General features: G+C 62.4%; 14 protein-coding genes and 1 tRNA gene. 7 read left to right on the forward strand and 8 right to left on the reverse strand.

What is annotated here, in order from left to right; all coding sequences use genetic code 11:
* Window positions 1–12: 12 nt before the first annotated feature.
* Together NFX52_RS14465 and NFX52_RS14470 are read right to left on the reverse strand one after the other, a co-directional pair.
* Window positions 13–348, reverse strand: a complete 336-nt coding sequence (locus tag NFX52_RS14465; protein ID WP_055403043.1) for a 4a-hydroxytetrahydrobiopterin dehydratase — start codon at window positions 346–348, stop codon at window positions 13–15.
* A complete protein-coding gene (locus tag NFX52_RS14470) occupies window positions 345–1,652 on the reverse strand; it encodes a M48 family metallopeptidase (protein WP_055403094.1) in 1,308 nt (435 codons plus the stop codon). The genes NFX52_RS14465 and NFX52_RS14470 overlap by 4 nt, the downstream gene beginning before the upstream one ends.
* Before the next feature lie 37 nt (window positions 1,653–1,689).
* On the opposite strand from NFX52_RS14470, the gene orn reads away from it, so the two are divergent.
* The 3 genes from orn to NFX52_RS14485 all read left to right on the forward strand — a co-directional run bounded on the left by orn (window position 1,690) and on the right by NFX52_RS14485 (window position 6,072).
* A complete protein-coding gene (gene orn / locus NFX52_RS14475) occupies window positions 1,690–2,268 on the forward strand; it encodes an oligoribonuclease (protein WP_008904975.1) in 579 nt (192 codons plus the stop codon).
* 310 nt (window positions 2,269–2,578) lie between these two features.
* Window positions 2,579–4,462 (forward strand): DEAD/DEAH box helicase, encoded by a 1,884-nt coding sequence (locus NFX52_RS14480; RefSeq protein ID WP_055403042.1) that lies wholly within the window; start codon window positions 2,579–2,581, stop codon window positions 4,460–4,462.
* A gap of 143 nt (window positions 4,463–4,605) precedes the next feature.
* Window positions 4,606–6,072 (forward strand): sensor domain-containing diguanylate cyclase, encoded by a 1,467-nt coding sequence (locus NFX52_RS14485; protein WP_353848480.1) that lies wholly within the window; start codon window positions 4,606–4,608, stop codon window positions 6,070–6,072.
* Between the two features lie 370 nt (window positions 6,073–6,442).
* Here the strand turns inward: NFX52_RS14485 and NFX52_RS14490 are convergent, their stop codons facing one another.
* From NFX52_RS14490 to NFX52_RS14505, 4 genes are all read right to left on the reverse strand, one after another.
* Window positions 6,443–7,675 carry a multidrug effflux MFS transporter gene (locus NFX52_RS14490; protein WP_055403038.1) on the reverse strand — a complete coding sequence of 411 codons (1,233 nt, stop codon included), beginning with the start codon at window positions 7,673–7,675 and terminating at the stop codon, window positions 6,443–6,445.
* 83 nt (window positions 7,676–7,758) lie between these two features.
* On the reverse strand, window positions 7,759–8,829 hold the full coding sequence (bcsZ, locus tag NFX52_RS14495; RefSeq protein ID WP_238385830.1) for a cellulose synthase complex periplasmic endoglucanase BcsZ: 1,071 nt from the start codon (window positions 8,827–8,829) through the stop codon (window positions 7,759–7,761).
* A gap of 323 nt (window positions 8,830–9,152) precedes the next feature.
* A tRNA-Lys gene (locus NFX52_RS14500) sits at window positions 9,153–9,228 on the reverse strand.
* 84 nt (window positions 9,229–9,312) lie between these two features.
* Window positions 9,313–10,197, reverse strand: a complete 885-nt coding sequence (locus NFX52_RS14505) for an NAD(P)-dependent oxidoreductase (RefSeq protein WP_055403091.1) — start codon at window positions 10,195–10,197, stop codon at window positions 9,313–9,315.
* A gap of 129 nt (window positions 10,198–10,326) precedes the next feature.
* Here NFX52_RS14505 and NFX52_RS14510 point away from each other — a divergent pair, with 129 nt between their 5' ends.
* Window positions 10,327–11,208 (forward strand): alpha/beta hydrolase, encoded by an 882-nt coding sequence (locus NFX52_RS14510; protein WP_055403034.1) that lies wholly within the window; start codon window positions 10,327–10,329, stop codon window positions 11,206–11,208.
* A 30-nt stretch (window positions 11,209–11,238) separates the two neighbouring features.
* Here the strand turns inward: NFX52_RS14510 and NFX52_RS14515 are convergent, their stop codons facing one another.
* Window positions 11,239–12,216 carry a GMP reductase gene (locus NFX52_RS14515; protein ID WP_055403032.1) on the reverse strand — a complete coding sequence of 326 codons (978 nt, stop codon included), beginning with the start codon at window positions 12,214–12,216 and terminating at the stop codon, window positions 11,239–11,241.
* Between the two features lie 225 nt (window positions 12,217–12,441).
* Window positions 12,442–13,161 (reverse strand): hypothetical protein, encoded by a 720-nt coding sequence (locus tag NFX52_RS14520; protein ID WP_055403030.1) that lies wholly within the window; start codon window positions 13,159–13,161, stop codon window positions 12,442–12,444.
* Window positions 13,162–13,205: 44 nt separating this feature from the next.
* Between NFX52_RS14520 and NFX52_RS14525 the strand changes: the two genes are divergently transcribed.
* The 3 genes from NFX52_RS14525 to NFX52_RS14535 all read left to right on the forward strand — a co-directional run.
* Window positions 13,206–15,659, forward strand: coding sequence for a UvrD-helicase domain-containing protein (locus NFX52_RS14525; RefSeq protein WP_207401988.1), 2,454 nt, complete (start codon window positions 13,206–13,208; stop codon window positions 15,657–15,659).
* The gene (locus NFX52_RS14530; protein ID WP_242701189.1) at window positions 15,656–16,219 is read left to right on the forward strand and encodes a P-loop nucleotide/nucleoside kinase family protein; all 564 of its coding nucleotides are present in this window, start codon (window positions 15,656–15,658) and stop codon (window positions 16,217–16,219) included. The genes NFX52_RS14525 and NFX52_RS14530 overlap by 4 nt, the downstream gene beginning before the upstream one ends.
* A gap of 330 nt (window positions 16,220–16,549) precedes the next feature.
* Window positions 16,550–16,880, forward strand: a 331-nt coding sequence (locus NFX52_RS14535) for a hypothetical protein (protein WP_252635694.1), incomplete at its 3' end; no start/stop codon positions are given.

The raw sequence follows: 16,880 nt of genomic DNA on the forward strand, positions 1-16,880 counted from the left end.
AAGGTCATGGGGTCAGGCCACCAGGGCATCGAACTGCATTGCGCACTCGAAATCCGTGGATGAAATGCCATGCACGTCGTGCGTGTTCAGGCGCACCACGCAGCGGCTGTAGTGCACCGACAGATCGGGGTGGTGATCCTGGGCATTGGCAATGAAGGCCAAGGCGTTCACGAACGAGATGGTCTCGTAGTAGTTGGCGAAATGGTAGGTCTTCTCAATGGCGACGTTAGCGCCATCGCCCGTCAGGCTCCAGCCTTCGAGTTTGGCCAGGTTTGCTACAACTTCGGTAGCTGTCAACGCACGACGGGTAAGCGTTGACCAGTCTTTTTTCTTCAACATGGTAGTCATGGATGGGAGGGGTTGTGCATGCGCGCCAGCCGCTCGGTGGCGGGTGGGTGCGAGTAGTAGAACTTCACGTACACCGGGTCGGGTGTGAGCGTGGAGGCATTATCTTCGTAGAGCTTGAGCAGGGCGGAGGACAGGTCGGCGCCGCTGGCCTGGGCGACGGCGTAGGCGTCTGCCTGGAATTCGTGGCGGCGCGAAAGTTGCAAGAACAGCGGCGAGATGAAAAACGTGAAGACTGGCACCACAAGCATGAAAAGCAGCAGGGCCAATGCGTCATTGGGGGCTGCGGCCAGGGTGGGGTCCAACGAGATACTCGGCCGCACGCCCAGCCCGGTGTAGAACCACACCTGGTTGGAGAGCCAGCCCAGCAGTGCAAAGCCTGCCAGGCTCAATGCGAACATGGTCACGATACGCTGGATGATGTGGCGGTGCTTGAAATGCCCCAGCTCATGGGCCAGCACCGCCTCGACCTCGCCCGGGGCCAGCTGGCGCAAGAGGGTGTCGTAAAACACCACGCGCTTTGCTGCGCCAAAGCCCGTGAAGTAGGCGTTGGCATGCGCGCTGCGGCGGCTGCCGTCCATCACGAACAGCCCTTTGGCCGAGAAGCCGCAGCGCTGCATGAGGGCCGTGACGCGGGCCTTGAGCGATTCGTCTTCGAGGGGCTGGAACTTGTTGAACAGCGGGGCGATGAAGGTGGGATACACCACCATCAGCAGCAGATTGAAACCCATCCAGAAGCACCAGGCCCACAGCCACCACAGCGGGCCGGTTGCCCCCATGATCCACAGGATCAGCGCGGCGATGGGCAGGCCGATGAGTGCGCCGACCAGCAGGCCCTTGAGCGCATCGGCAAGCCACAGGCGCCAGGTCATCTTGTTGAAACCAAAGCGCTCTTCCACGACGAAGGTCTGGTACAGCGACAGCGGCAGGTCGATCAGGCCGCTGATGGCGGCGAAGGCGGTCAGCAGCGCCAACTGCTGCCACATCCCGCCGCCCAGGGCGCTGAGCAGGGCCTGATTCAGCACATCCAGTCCACCCAGCAGTGTCCAGCCCAGCAGCACGGCCGCACCCAGTGCCATTTCCAGCAAGCCCAGGCGCGCCTTGGTGATCGTGTAATCCGCGGCCTTCTGGTGCGCCGCCAGCGCGATGCGTTCGGCAAATGGTGCGGGAACGTCGCTGCGGTGTCGCGCCACATGCCGGATCTGGCGCGTAGCCAGCCAGAACTTGAGCACAAGGCCCAGGGTGAGAGCTGCGGCAAACGCAAGCGTCAGCGCCAGGGCGGGGGAGAAGGCGTCGGAAGTGGGCATGAGCGGCGAGTTTAGGCCATCGGCGACAATGCGCGCCATGTCAGAAGCCAACAACCCCACCCCTCACGCACTTGCCAAATCCGACCAGAACCTGGTCTGGCTCGATTGCGAAATGACAGGCCTGGAGCCCGATACCGACCGCCTGCTGGAAATCGCCGTCATCGTGACGGGACCGAGCCTGGAGCCGCGCATCGAGGGGCCAGTTTTTGCGATCCACCAGTCCGATGAACTGCTGGGCAAGATGGATGCCTGGAACAAGGGCACCCACGGTCGCAGCGGCCTCATCGACAAGGTGAAGGCCTCGACCGTGACGGAGGAGGAGGCAGAGCAGCAGATCATTGCCTTCCTGAGCAAGTACGTTCCCAAGGGGACTGCGCCTATGTGCGGCAACAGCATCGGCCAGGACCGGCGCTTTCTGGTGCGCTATATGCCCAAGCTGGAGCGATTCTTCCATTACCGCAACGTAGACGTGAGCACCCTTAAGGAATTGGCCAAGCGCTGGAAGCCCGAGGCCTACACCAGCTTCAAGAAAGCGCAGAAGCACACGGCCCTGGCAGACGTGCATGAGTCCATTGACGAACTGGCGCACTACCGCAAGCACCTGCTTTCGGTGTGACGGATTCCGGGGAGGGCGGCTGAAGACCTTGTGGGTTTGTATCGCAAGAACTGAGAGGGGCTTGCGGGAAAGTACCTATCCATGCCATAATCAGCGGCTGCGCAGGAATCCATTCCTCGCAGATTGTGCATCTCCCCTCACACACCGGGCTTGCCAGCCGACTGTTTTCAACGCAGTGCAGGACTAGCGAACAACGCCCACCAGCATCCGCCCAGAGCAATGCAGGTTTCGTTTGATGGTTGATGTTTTTTAACCATTGACGAAGCCACTCGCAGGCTACGCTTGCGATCGTCTTCGTGAGAGAAAAATCATGACCGACACCTCTTTGGTGCAGGGCGAATTCGCGCCTGCCGACACTTCCTTTGCTGCCGACATTTCCGTGCAGTCTTCCCCTCTGGACGCCGTGGTGGCAGCTGCCACCGAGGCCGACGTTACCGTGACTGCTGAGCCCAACGGCTTTATCGAACTGGGCCTGGCCCCTGAACTGGTGCAAGCCGTGGCTGACCTGGGCTACACCCAGCCCACCAGCGTGCAGCTCAAGGCCATTCCCTTGGCAATGGGCGGTGGCAACGACTCCACCAAGTTCATCGACTTGATGGTTTCCAGCCAGACCGGCAGCGGCAAGACTGCCGCCTTCCTGCTGCCCGTGCTGCACACGCTGATCAACCAGCAGGCTGCTGCTGAAGCCGAAGAACGCGCTGCTTTCGAGCGCGCTGTGGCCGAAGCTGCCGCCCGTGGTGAACCTGCCCCCAAGCGCGCCAAGCGCAAGGACCCCACCAGCTCGCGCAATTTCAAGGCCGCCACCCCTGGTGCCCTGATTCTGTGCCCCACGCGTGAACTGGCGCAGCAAGTCGCGCACGATGCTATCGACCTGGTCAAGCACTGCCGTGGCCTGCGTGTCGCTAACGTGGTGGGTGGCATGCCTTACCAATTGCAGATCGCCAAGCTGCAAAACGCCGACCTGGTGGTGGCCACCCCTGGCCGCTTGCTGGACCTGCAGCGCTCGATGCAGATCAAGCTCGACAAGGTGCAGTTCCTGGTCGTTGACGAAGCCGACCGCATGCTCGACCTGGGTTTCTCGGACGACCTGGCCGAACTGAACCAGCTGACCGCCCAGCGCAAGCAGACCATGATGTTCAGCGCTACCTTCGCGCCCCGCATCCAGCAGTTGGCCATGCGCGTGATGCACGACGGAGGTTCGTCTGTGCAGAAGGTCACCATTGACTCTCCGCAAGAGAAGCATGCCAACATCAAGCAAATGCTGTACTGGGCCGACAACGCCCAGCACAAGCGCAAGATGCTGGACCACTGGCTGCGTGACACCACGATCAACCAAGCCATCGTTTTTGCCAGCACCCAGGTGGAGTGCGATGGCCTGGCCAACGACCTGCAGCAAGAAGGCTTTTCGGCCGTTGCATTGCACGGTGCCCTGAGCCAGGGTTTGCGCAATCGCCGTTTGATGGCATTGCGCGCTGGCCAGGTGCAGATTCTGGTGGCTACCGATGTGGCAGCACGTGGTATCGATGTGCCCACGATCACCCATGTGTTCAACTTCGGCCTGCCCATGAAGGCCGAGGACTACACCCACCGCATTGGCCGTACTGGCCGTGCGGGTCGCGATGGCCTGGCCATCACGTTTGCCGAGTTCCGCGATCGCCGCAAGATCTACGACATTGAGTCGTACAGCCGCCAGCAGTTCAAGGCCGAAGTGATTCCCGGCATGGAGCCCTCGCAGCGCGCGCCGCAGGCACCTCGCGGTGGCGATTTTGGTGGTGGCCGTGGCGCCCCGGGCCGTTCGTACGACAACCGTGACAACCAGTCGCGTGGCCGCTTCGGTGGTCCTGCACGTGGTGGCAATGACCGTGGTGGTTTCGGTGGTGGCTTTGGCGGTGGTTTCGCTGGCCGTGACAACCGTGGTGCTCCTGCACGTGGTGAAGGCGCTGGCGGTTTTGCGGGTCGTGATGACCGTGGTGGTGACCGTAGTTTTGCGCCGCGTCGTGATGGTGAAGGCTATGGCCGCAAACCTGGTTTTGGTGACGCAGGCCGTGGCAGCTTTGCGCCCCGTGGTGATGCAGGTGCACCGCGTGGTGATTTCGCTCCCCGCAAGCCAGCGTTTGCCAAGCCAGCTGGTGGTGGCGGCAAGCCGTTCGTGGCACACGATGCCCGCAAGCGCCCTGCGCGCCCCGCGCGCTGATCGCTGACAGGTCTGTGGCGCTAGCGCCACCCCTGTTGCAAAGGCCGGTACCGCAAGGTGCTGGCCTTTTTTGTTGTTGTGGGGACCCTGGACCAAGAATACGCAGAGTAGCTCGACAATAATTGCCCAGGGAGGAATCTGCAGTGTCGTCTTCGTTATCTTCCGAGGCAGACTTCGAACACATGTTCGAACTGGCGCCCGTGTCTCTCTGGCTGGAGGACTACAGCGCCCTGAAGCAACTTTTTGATCGCTGGCGCGCTGCGGGGGTTTCCGATCTTCGTGCCCACCTTGCTCAGGACTCCGCAAGGGTGCGGCAATGCAGCGCTGCCCTCAAGGTGTTGAAAGTCAATCGCCGCACGCTGGAGCTGTTTGCGGCCGAGAACCAACAGGTGCTTGAAGCGAATCTGGACCAGGTCTTCAGGGATGACATGCACGATGCGGTCTTCCATGAGCTGGCGGCGCTGTGGTCCGGGCAGCTGGAGTTTTCGAACCAGACTGTCAACTATGCGCTGGATGGCCGGCGTCTTGACGTTCAGATTCGCGCACGCATCCTTCCAGGGTATGAAGCGGACTGGAGCCGCGTTCTGCTTTCGCTGGAAGACATCACGGCCCAAGTGCGGAGTGCCAGCCAACTTCGGCGCAGCGAACAATATGCGCGGGATTTGTTCGAGCACTCCCCGGTCTCGTTGTGGGTCGAGGATTTCAGTGCCGTGAAAAGCCTGCTCGACGGCGTTCGCTCGCAGGGCATTGACGATTTCAAGACCTTCATCACGGTGCACCCTGAATTCGTCACGCGCTGCATGCAGGAGATTCGCGTGGTCGATGTCAACCAGCAGACGTTGCGCATGTTCGGTGCGTCCAGCAAGGAGATGCTTCTGAACAACATAGGGCGGGTGTTTAGGGGTGAGATGCATGAGTCCTTCGCGGACCAGTTGCTGGACCTGTGGGAAGGCAAGACCTTTCAGCAGCGCGAAGTGGTCAACTACGCGCTGTCGGGGGATGCGGTGCATATCCACATGCAGTTTTCCGTGTTGGCAGACCATCTTGCGGACTGGGGGCTGGTGCTGCTGTCGCTGGTGGACATCACGGCGCGCAAAAAGGCCGAGGCCTACCTGGAGTACCTTGGCAAGCATGACGTCCTGACGCAGCTGCGCAACCGGGCCTTCTATGCGGAAGAACTCAATCGTGTCACTCGCAAGGGACCGTGGCCTCTGTCCATCATTGCGATTGATTTGAACGGGCTCAAGGTTGTGAACGATGAGCAGGGCCATGCTGCGGGCGATTCCATGCTGCGCAGGGTGGGCGAAGTACTGGCCAAGGCGGTGGACCCGCCAGCCTGCGCCGCGCGCATTGGCGGAGATGAATTCACGGTGTTGCTGCCAGGCATGGACGAGCGCAGCGCCTTTGCGTTGCAGGAGCGCATTCTCTCCATGTTGGACTTGAACAACCAGTTCTATCCGGGCCAGCCGATCAGCCTGGCCATGGGCGTCGCTTCGTGCCGTTCGGGCGACATGGTCGAAGCGGCCATCCATCGCGCCGACCAGGCCATGTATGCCGAAAAAATCCGGTACTACCAGGAAAAAGGGGTGGACCGGCGGCAACTGTCATAGGACCCCCTCCGGGTTGCACGGAAGCTTGGCGTCAGGTGCCGTGGGGTGCACTTCAGAACTCAGCCGGCGTGAACTGCGTAGCGGTGGAGCCGCTCGGTTGGCGCCCTGGCTAGAAAGTTGCGGTCCGAGGCGTCGATGGCCCCAGTGCCTGGCGGGCATAGCGGCTTTCCAGAGGCTTCACCGGGTTGCTTACTGTTCCTTTGCCGCCTTGAATGCTTCGACATCGACAAACATGCCAAGCTTCCAGTTGGGCTGGGCGTTGTACTCGGGCGCCTGGAATCCCACTCTCGCTGGTGCGCACTGACTTGGCGGAGCGTAGAGTGAGGTCTCATTGTTGCAGCACGCAGGGCAATTCACAAACGCCAGGGGCTCAACCTGGCGTTGCAGTCCTGCCAATATCGGGCCAGCGATGGTGCAGATAGATCCAAGCCATCATGCCCACGCACATCATGAGCAGCGATGCGAAGGCCAGCAAGACCGTTGAGTGCATCACCAAAGGGACCAGGATGCCCGCCACAATGCCGTTCGCAGTAGAGCCGACAAACGCTTGCATGGATGAGGCCATGCCGCGGCGCTCGGGGTGAAGGTCCAGCACCAGCAGGGTCACTACCGGCACCATCAGTGCCCAGCCAAACGCAAAGACCGCAATCGGCAGCAGCGACCAGGCCGCGTGCACGGGAAAGAGCAGATTTGCTCCCAGGTTGAAGACGGCTACGGTGAACATGATCACAAAGCCGTGCCGTATCTGTCGTTTTGGAGCGATCTTGCCGGCCAGACGCCCGCTCAGCCACGCGCCGCCCATGATGCCCGAAATGGTCAGTAGAAAGAACCAGAAGAACTGCGTGGGGGCTAGTGCAAGGTGTTCGCCCAGAAAGGCAGGTGCTGCCAGTACGTACAGGAACATTCCATTGAAAGGAACGCCGCTTGCGAGCGCCAGCAGCACAAATCGAGGGCTTGACCCCAGCTGCCAGTACCCCCGCATCAGATGGGGCCCATTGAACGGCTGGCGATGCTCGGCCTGCAATGTTTCGGGCAGGAGCCTGAAGTTTGCGACCCAGAGCACCACGCCCACGCAGGTCAGAAACCAGAAGATGCTGTGCCAGCCTGCATGTACAAAGAGCCAGCCGCCCACGATGGGAGCGATGGCTGGGGCTATGCCAAAGTAGATCGTCACTTGGCTCATCACCTGCTGCGCGCGCGCTGGGGGAAACATGTCGCGGATGACCGCACGCGACACCACAATGCCAGCGCCCGTAGACAAGCCCTGCAATGCCCTGAACGCTATGAGCTGGCCGATGCTTTGTGACAGCGCGCATCCAGCCGAGGCCAGCGTGAACATGGCAATCCCGCACAGGACCACCGGTCGCCGGCCAAAGCTGTCGGCGAGTGCTCCATGGAAGAGGTTCATGAACGCAAAACCAAAGAGATAGGCCGAAAGGGTCTGTTGCATCTCCACCGGGGTGGCGCCCAGGGCACTGGCAATGCCTGCGAAGGCAGGTATGTAGGTGTCAATCGAGAAAGGCCCCAGCATGCCCAGTACGGCGAGGAGGGCAGCGAGGGTCCATTGGGGCGCGCGCCAAAGTGTGTGGGCGTTGGGATTCATCGGGTGGGCAACGGGTAGAACATCGGGCAGGGGCAGGGGGGCTCGGACAGGACCGATGACGGCCGTTGCGGCAAGAGCCGCTATCAGGGCTTGGTTCTCTGCGGCAGGAGTTGACCCCCGGATGAAAACCGGTACCTCCCCTCCATCCAGCCCAGTCCGAACAGGGCCAGAGTCTGTTCATAGTACGCCGTGGATCGCACGGGATTCGCGACGAGGCGGCTGAGCTGCGCTTTCAATGCAGCACTATCGCCTTGCGCCTGCAAAAAGGGCAGCATCGCTGCCGTAAAGCCTGCCGGACCGGGGCCTGAGCCCTGTCCTGTCAGTACATCAATCGATTCAGGTGGGTACCCCTGTTCGCGCACGTATCTCGCCATGGGGGCCAATGCAGAAAGCAAGGGCTTGCGGCCAGGTGCGGCAGGGTGCAGCATGCCTGCCCACAGGTAGACGCGAATCGCGTTGTAGGCGCCCTGGCCTTTTTCCTTGCCTTTTTCGTCAATGAGAAAGCCTTGCCGTGCGTCGTACAAGGTCCAGTCAGGGGCGTAGCCTTTGGGGGAGGCTCCCACGATGATTTTTTCAGAACTTTGAGTAAGCTGTCTCCAGGCAGGGAGGGGGTAGAGCGTGGCCAGCCGTTGCATGACCTGCAACGGCATATAGCTTGGGTTGAGTTTCCATCGGCCTTCGGCCTCCACAAAGCCGCTTGGCGCAGGGAGCAGGCTCGGCCCCAGGCCAGGGAGGTCTGCGGTCTCCTCTGCAATGATGCGGTCGGCCAGACGGGCCCCCAAAGCGCGATATTGCGGGGCATTCCACAGTCGTGCCGCCTCGCCCAAGACATAGGCAATCCAGATGTCGGCGTCGGAGGCCGCATTGCTGTCAATAACGCCCCAGGTTCCGTCCGGCCGACGGCCCCACAGCCACGCGGGCAGGCGTGCGCCCAGGTCTCCGCCGCTCAGGTTGTTTTCAGTCCAGCGCAGGAGGGTGTCGAAACCTTTGCGGTCATTGGCGACCAGGGCAAAGAAAAGTCCGTAAGCTTGGCCTTCCGAGTAGGTGCGCCCTCCCTCCCCGTCGTCCGAGATCACCCGGCCTTCCTCGCTGGTGAATTGGGCCTTGAAGGTATCCCAGGCAGGCCATTGGCCGCCGCGCGCCAAACCCGCCACTGCTCGCTCCTGCCCTTGCGCGCGTGACAGCGTGGCGGGCGCGAGCAGGCTCAGTCCTGTGAGAAGTGCTGTCCGCCTCAGGAGTATTGGAGTCATGAAAATCCTCGCGTTGCAGTACCAAGAGGAACGGGTTCTTCTGGATAGCGTATGGTGCACAGCGCATATGTGCGAGCAAGATGAGGTTATTTTGTAACCTGAAGATGCTGCTGAGAACGGAGCTAGCCGAGGAAGGGGTGTGTTGCGCCTCTGTCGTAGCCAGAAAAACAAAAAAGCCGACGCTACATTGAAGTAACACCGGCTTTTTGCGCCTTGCGGCTTTTGTTTGGTGGGTCCTGAGTGACTCGAACACTCGACCTACGGATTAAGAGTCCGCTGCTCTACCAACTGAGCTAAGAACCCAAACTTTTTATAAATCTGTCTGCATTGCTGCAGAGCCTCGAATTATGCACTAGTTTTTTGTGGCTTGGCAAGCAACCCAGAAAATTATTGCATGGCATTGCGGCTGGCGAGTTCGACAAACAGGCCACTGTGGTCCAGTTCGCCCAAGCCATGATCTACGCCTTCGGCATAGAGGGTCTCGAACAGGGCTGTGATGGGCGCGTCGAAGCCGATCTCGCCGGCCGTCGCCAGGGCGTTGCGCATGTCCTTGAGCTGCACGGCCATGCGGCCGCGTGGGGCAAAGTCACGCTCCACCATGCGTTGGCCATGCAGTTGCAGGATGCGGCTGTCTGCAAAACCTCCCTGAATGGCTTCGCGCACCTTGGCCATGTCTGCGCCGCCCTTGGCTGCAAACAGCAGTGCCTCGGCCACCGCGCCGATGGTGATGCCCACGATCATCTGGTTGGCCAACTTGGTGAGCTGGCCCGCGCCGTGCGGGCCCACATGGGTAGCGCGGCCGCAGGCGGCGAACACGGGCTGGGCCTGCGCAAAGTCTTCAGGGCGCCCGCCCACCAGGATGGCGAGCGTGCCGTTTTCTGCTCCCACCGTCCCACCTGATACAGGTGCATCCAGGTGGGCCAGGCCCATCTCGCCCAGGCGGGCGGCGTGGTCCCGTGCTTCGCGGGGCTGGATGGAGGCCATGTCGATGAAGAGGGCGCCTTTGCGCATCGCCTTGGCCGTTCCGGATTCGAACAGGACGTGTCCTACGACAGGGCCGTTTTCCAGCAGGCTGATCACCATATCGGCGTTCTGGACCGCTTCGGTGGGCGAGGCATGGACGGTGATGCCAAACGCTGCCAGGGGCTCCGCCTTGGCTCGGGTACGGTTCCACACCTGGACCTGATGGCCGGCTTCCTTGAGGCGGCGTGCGATGGGGCGGCCCATCATGCCAATGCCCAGGACTGCAATGCGAAGCGGGGTAGTGGTCATGGCGTCATACATCCGGGATCGTTGTCTCTGTGTGCATCATGTGCCTTTTTGGTGCATCACCCTGTCACGGAGCTTGCAGCATGGCTAGATTGGAATGATGATGCCGCACAGCCCCAGGAGACCCTACCCATGACCTTGCCCCTGCATGACCCCGCCTGGCTGGAGCGCATGTACAACAACCGTGCTCTGGTGCCCGACCACATGGACTACCTGCAGCGCTGGGCACGGGATTCTGCGCAGGTGCGGGCCAACGTCCCTTGTGTGCTGGATGTGGCCTATGGCAGCGGTGCAGGGGAAACCCTGGACGTGTTTCCGTCTGCACGTACCACGGGCGGGCCGGTGCCTGTGCTGGTGTTCATCCATGGCGGCTACTGGCGGTCGCTCGACAAATCCGATCACTCGTTCATTGCGCCGCCTTTTACCCAGGCCGGGTTTTGTGTGGTGGTGCTGAACTACGCGTTGTGCCCAGGCACCCCCGAGGCGCCGGTGACCATCCCGCACATCGTGCGGCAAATGGAGAAAGCACTGGGTTGGGTGTGGCACCACGTTGCCGCCCATGGGGGCGACCCGAAGCGGATTACGGTGGCAGGGCATTCGGCGGGAGGCCAACTGGCGGCCCTGCTGCTCACCAGTGTGTGGCCGCTGATCGGTGACGGTCTGCCGGATGGGCTGGTGCGCAATGCGCTGTCGATCTCCGGGGTCCACGATCTGGAGCCCATCATGCACACCCCCATGTACCAGACGGTGCTGAACCTCACGGAGCAGCAAGTGCTGCAGTACAGCCCGGCGCGCCTGCTGGAGCCCGCCATCGGTACGCTCTATTGCGCCGTGGGGGCGGATGAAAGCCCCGAGTTCCTACGTCAGAACCAGTTGATGCAGAACGCCTGGGGCAGCCACTTCGTGCCCCGTAGCGTGGCATTACCCGGACTGCACCACTTCAGCATCGTCGATGCCCTGGACCAGCCCGGGCATGACCTGCACCACATGGCGCAAAACCTGCTGCGGGCCTGACCTCGCGTTGATCTCGGCCCGGGTGCTGGTTTACATCAGCAGGTGCTCACCCGCGTTGTCGCCGCCCAGGATCACATAGTTGACCTTGCGCACGTCCATCAGCTTGGTGCCGCCGGCGTAGCTGATGGAGCTTTGCACATCCTGCTCCATCTCGATCAGCGTCTCGGCCAGCTTGCCCTTGATGGGCTCCAGGATGCGCTTGCCTTCCACGTGCTTGTACTCGCCCTTGTTGAAGTCGCTGGCTGAGCCGTAGTACTCCTTGAACAGAGCGCCGTCCACCTCCACCGTCTTGCCGGGGGACTCTTCATGGCCTGCGAACAGCGAGCCGATCATCACCATGCTGGCGCCAAAACGGATGCTCTTGGCGATGTCGCCATGGCTGCGGATGCCGCCGTCGGCAATGATGGGTTTGGTGGCCACGCGGGCACACCACTTGAGGGCAGATAGCTGCCAGCCGCCCGTGCCAAAGCCGGTCTTGAGTTTGGTGATGCACACCTTGCCCGGGCCCACGCCTACCTTGGTCGCGTCGGCACCCCAGTTTTCCAGGTCGATGATGGCTTCAGGCGTGGCCACATTGCCAGCAATCACAAACGCCTTGGGCAGGTGCTGCTTGAGGTAGCCAATCATGTTCTTCACGCTGTCGGCATGCCCATGGGCGATGTCGATGGTGATGTATTCGGGCGTGAGGCCCAGGGCCACCAACTGGTCCACGGTGTCGTAGTCGGGTCGTTTGACGCCCAGTGAGATCGAGGCGTAGCAGCCCTTGGCGTGCATGTCCTTGACGAACTGGAGGTTGTCCAGGTCAAACCGGTGCATGACGTAGAAGTAGCCGTTCTGGGCCATCCAGGTACAGATCTTTTCGTCCACCACCGTTTTCATGTTGGCGGGTACCACGGGGATGCGGAACGAGCGGCCGCCCAGCTCCACGCTGGCGTCGCATTCCGAGCGGCTTTCCACGCGGCATTTGCGGGGCAGCAGCAAAACGTTGTCGTAATCGAAGATTTCCATGAGATTCCAAGCTCCTTTGAAAAGGTCGCCTGCGAAGGATTTCGCGGGCGTGGGCGCTTGGCTTGGGACCGGCTTTGTGGGCACTGGCGTGGTGGCCAGCTCCGAACCCCGCAGATTGCGCGGGCACAAAAAACCGGGCGTCAAGAAACTTGGGCCCGGTGATTGATTCTACCCGCCTGCCTGGCAGACCCTATAACCGTGCGGGTATGACCGGTATCACCGATGTCATCGGCAGGTGGACTGCGCAGCCGCCAGGACGCTGCCCTGGGCGTCCTGCACCCAGCCCACCATGCGCAGCCGCTCGGCCTCTGCGCCTTCCGGGATGCGAATGGACCGGGTTTCCATCCATTTCATTTGCTCTTTTTTTGATAGCTTGTCGCGCTTTTCCCACGTGCCGTGGAGCATGTTTCGAACCATATTTCGCGCCACTTTCGTGCCTTCGGTGCCTGCAGGCACGGATTCGACAAGCAGCAGATAGAAGTCCATGGCTCCGGGCGTTGCGACGTTGCGCTGTGCAGCGCGCTGCACGGGCGTGAACGCGATGGCCGCGCCCAGGTAGTCGTTGAACGGCATGCCGTGGGCCACGCGCAGGCGGGCGGGCGTGGCGGCCTCGATGGCCGCAGTGTGCACATCGGTGGTGACAGGGGGCTTGCGGCCCAGGGTCTGCAGGCGGGCCAGGGCGTCGTTGGTGGCGGCGGCCGACAAGGGCGCTTCGTCACCGGCCTTGCCCGGCACGATCCAGTCCAGCACCGCCACGCCCGCCGTGGCAGAGGGCGCGGGGGTGGCCGCATCGCTCCAGCAGGCTTCGCAGTCGGCACTGATGAAGCGCTCGAAAATGGCCACGGGCTGTAGGATGCCGTCACTGCTGCAGCTGGCCTGGGCCAGCGCTGAGGCTGTGTAAGTAAGGACCAGGACGCTGGCCAGGGTGCGGGCAATGTTTTTCATGGTCGGGCGGGGGAGGGCGCCGGGGCGCTTTCTACAATGGCCGCATGTTCCCACAAGACCCGTTCCCGGGTGCACCCGAAGCCTTGGTGCCCCCACACGCTGCTGCGGCCTCGGCTGCATCGCCCCTCCTGGCCAATCTGAACGACGAGCAACTGGCGGCCGTCACGCTGCCCGCAGGCCACGCACTGATTCTGGCGGGGGCAGGTTCAGGCAAGACCCGAGTGCTGACCACGCGCATCGCCTGGCTACTGCAAAACGGCTACGCCACGCCCGGCGGCATTCTGGCCGTCACCTTCACCAACAAGGCCGCCAAAGAGATGGTGGCGCGTCTGTCCGCCATGCTGCCGGTGAACGTGCGCGGCATGTGGATCGGCACCTTCCACGGCCTGTGCAATCGCCTTTTGCGCGCGCACCACAAGGCGGCGGGCCTGTCGCAGTCCTTTCAAATTCTGGACACGCAAGACCAGCTCTCGGCCATCAAGCGCCTGTGCAAGCAGCACAACGTGGACGATGAGCGTTTTCCGCCCAAACAGCTGGCGTATTTCATTGCCAATTGCAAGGAAGAAGGCCTGCGCCCCGCCAACGTGGAGGCGCACGACAGCGACTCGCGCAAGAAGGTCGAGATTTACCAGCTGTACGAAGACCAATGCCAGCGCGAAGGCGTGGTGGACTTTGGCGAGCTGATGCTGCGCAGCTACGAGCTGCTGCGCGACAACGACCCGATCCGCGAGCACTACCAGCGCCGGTTTCAGCACATCCTGGTGGACGAGTTTCAGGACACCAACAAGCTGCAGTACGCCTGGCTCAAGCAGCTGGCGGGCAACGATGTGGGCGGGCGCTTTGAGGCGCGCGGCAGCGTGATTGCCGTGGGCGACGACGACCAGAGCATCTACGCCTTTCGCGGTGCGCGCGTGGGCAACATGACCGACTTTGTGCGCGAGTTCGACGTGCAGCGCCAGATCAAGCTGGAGCAGAACTACCGCAGCTACAGCAACATTCTTGATTCGGCCAACGCCCTCATCAGCCACAACAGCCGCCGCCTGGGCAAGAACCTGCGCACCACGCAGGGCGCGGGCGAGCCCGTGCGCGTGTACGAAGCCAGCTCTGACCTGGCGGAGGCGCAGTGGATGGTCGATGAGATCAAGCAACTCGTGCGCAACGACGGCTTTGAGCGCAAGGAAATCGCTGTGCTCTACCGCAGCAATGCGCAAAGCCGGGTGATCGAATCGGCGCTGTTCAATGCCAGTGTGCCCTACCGCGTGTACGGTGGACTGCGGTTTTTTGAGCGTGCCGAAATCAAGCACGCGCTGGCCTACCTGCGCCTCTTGGAGAACCCACACGACGACACCAGCTTCACGCGCGTCGTCAACTTTCCGCCGCGTGGCATTGGCGCGCGCAGCATCGAGGTGCTGCAGGACGCCGCCCGCGCCGCAGGTTGCTCGCTGCACGACGCGGTGAGCGCCGTGCCCGGCAAGGCGGGCGCCAACCTGGGCGCGTTTGTGGCCATGGTGGACGTGCTGCGCGAGCAGACCCAGGGCCTGAACCTGCGCGGCATCATCGAGCAGATGCTCGAATCCACGGGCCTGGTGGAGCACTTTCGCACCGAAAAGGAAGGCGCCGACCGCATCGAGAACTTGCAGGAACTGGTCAACGCCGCCGAGAGTTTTGTCACGCAAGAAGGTTTTGGCCGGGATGCCGTGGCCCTGCCGCTGGACGAGCATGGCACACCGCTCACGCAAAGCGCGGTGAGCCAGGGGCTGGACCCCAACGCGCCGGTGCTGGACGAACCACTGAAACCCGCCGTGCCCGGCATTGTGGATGCCGACACCGGTGAAACCCTCTCGCCCCTGGCGGCCTTCCTGACCCATGCCGCGCTGGAGGCGGGCGACAACCAGGCTCAGGCCGGGCAGGACGCGGTGCAGCTGATGACGGTGCACGCCAGCAAGGGCCTGGAGTTTGACGGTGTGTTCATCGGTGGCATGGAAGAGGGCCTGTTCCCGCACGAGAACTCCGCCAGCGACCGCGATGGCCTGGAGGAAGAACGCCGCCTGATGTACGTGGCGATCACCCGTGCCCGCAAGCGCTTGTACCTGAGCCATTCGCAAACGCGCATGCTGCACGGCCAGACGCGCTACAACATCAAGAGCCGGTTCTTCGACGAACTGCCCGAAAGCGCGCTCAAGTGGATTACGCCCAAGCAGCAAGGGTTTGGATCGTATGCTCCTAATTCAGGAGCTGGTGGCGCTTATCCATCAGGCGCTAGAGGCCAATTTGGCTTTAAATCCGAGACATTCGCCAGCCCACCGGTGCCCGTGCAGAAGACCGCGCCGTCCCACGGCCTGCGCGCGGGCATCAACGTGTTCCACACCAAGTTCGGCGAAGGCAAGGTGCTGGCCATCGAGGGCACGGGCGACGACGCGCGTGCGCAGGTCAACTTCCCGCGCCATGGCACCAAGTGGCTGGCGCTCAGCGTGGCCAAGTTGACGGTGGTGGATTGAGCGCAGCCACCGCTCCTGCTCCCGCCTCGATCCTGGTGGTGCTGGGCGGGCTGCCCTGCGTGGGCAAGAGCACGGTCGCCAACGCGCTGCTGGCGCATTGGCCTGCGGTGTACCTGCGTATCGACACCATTGAGCAGGCGCTGCGGGATTCCGGCGTGCTGATGGCAGGAGAGGTGGGCGCGGCGGGCTACCGGGTGGCCTATGCGCTGGCGCGCACCCAGCTTGCGCAGGGTTTGCCGGTGCTGGCGGACTGCGTCAACCCGCTGCCGGTGACGCGCGAAGCCTGGCGTACCGTGGCGCGTGATACGCGGGTGCCCCTGCTGGAGGTGGAAGTGATTTGCTCGAATGCCGCAGAGCACCAGCGGCGGGTGGAAACGCGGGCCATGGAAGTCCCAGGGCTGCTGGTGCCGACTTGGCAGGCCGTGTTGCAGCACGATTACGCGCACTGGGGTCAGGAGCGGCTCGTGGTGGACACTGCGCGCAGCAGCGCCGCTGAGGCAGCGCGGCACATACTGTCTGCATTGCGCGAGCGCACAGCAATCACAACCCAGGGCATTTGAGCCGGTGTGCCGCCTGCCGTCGGCTTTATCTTGCTTGGCAGGTATACGCCTGTTTGTCAGGCCACGCCTCCGCCACTAAATTGCTGACGGGCTCCATCTGCACCGCGCCCACTGCCTCCAACGCGCGTAAAAATCCGTAACCTGTGCAACCCCTTCCTTCACTCTGGCTGCACAGATGCTCCTTATTTAATAGCTGTTTGCGCTTGGCACATATGCCATGGGGCCGAATTTCGCCATCAGCACACGCCGACTCATCCCCTATAGGGGTCATTCCTAGCTAGGAGCCTTCCCAGTTTCGCGCGCTGATGCCTGTAGGCACAGTCGCGCGCCATGCAAGTTGCACCCTCCGCCTCCACCTACGCGCCAGCCCCTGGCGACCTGACCAGCCAGCCCGCTCCTGGCGGCGCATTCAATAGCTACACAGACCAGCCCCAGGACAACGTGGGCGCTTTTGCCGACAGCGGCCCTGGTGGCAACGCCCAGCCCGACCCGTACAGCCCCTACGCTGACCCCACCCTGGCCAGCACCTCCCTCTTCGCCCCCACCGACCACACCCCTAGCACCACACTGGCCCTGATGGTGCAGGCGCAAACCAAACCCCTGCTGGTCACCGCCGAGAACGCCGCAGACCTGGGCATCGACTTCGCACACACCAAGCCCC

Source organism: Acidovorax facilis (assembly GCF_023913775.1).
Classification (GTDB): Bacteria; Pseudomonadota; Gammaproteobacteria; order Burkholderiales; family Burkholderiaceae_C; genus Acidovorax; species Acidovorax facilis.

Bases quoted from the DNA above. Each gene is read 5' to 3' on its own strand.
- NFX52_RS14490 (WP_055403038.1), bottom strand. From the start codon at position 7,675: ATGAATCCCAACGCCCACACACTTTGGCGCGCGCCCCAATGGACCCTC.
- NFX52_RS14515 (WP_055403032.1), bottom strand. From the start codon at position 12,216: ATGGAAATCTTCGATTACGACAACGTTTTGCTGCTGCCCCGCAAATGC.
- NFX52_RS14470 (WP_055403094.1), bottom strand. From the start codon at position 1,652: ATGCCCACTTCCGACGCCTTCTCCCCCGCCCTGGCGCTGACGCTTGCG.
- NFX52_RS14510 (WP_055403034.1), top strand. From the start codon at position 10,327: ATGACCTTGCCCCTGCATGACCCCGCCTGGCTGGAGCGCATGTACAAC.
- orn (WP_008904975.1), top strand. From the start codon at position 1,690: ATGTCAGAAGCCAACAACCCCACCCCTCACGCACTTGCCAAATCCGAC.
- NFX52_RS14520 (WP_055403030.1), bottom strand. From the start codon at position 13,161: ATGAAAAACATTGCCCGCACCCTGGCCAGCGTCCTGGTCCTTACTTAC.
- NFX52_RS14465 (WP_055403043.1), bottom strand. From the start codon at position 348: ATGACTACCATGTTGAAGAAAAAAGACTGGTCAACGCTTACCCGTCGT.
- NFX52_RS14480 (WP_055403042.1), top strand. From the start codon at position 2,579: ATGACCGACACCTCTTTGGTGCAGGGCGAATTCGCGCCTGCCGACACT.
- NFX52_RS14505 (WP_055403091.1), bottom strand. From the start codon at position 10,197: ATGACCACTACCCCGCTTCGCATTGCAGTCCTGGGCATTGGCATGATG.
- NFX52_RS14525 (WP_207401988.1), top strand. From the start codon at position 13,206: ATGTTCCCACAAGACCCGTTCCCGGGTGCACCCGAAGCCTTGGTGCCC.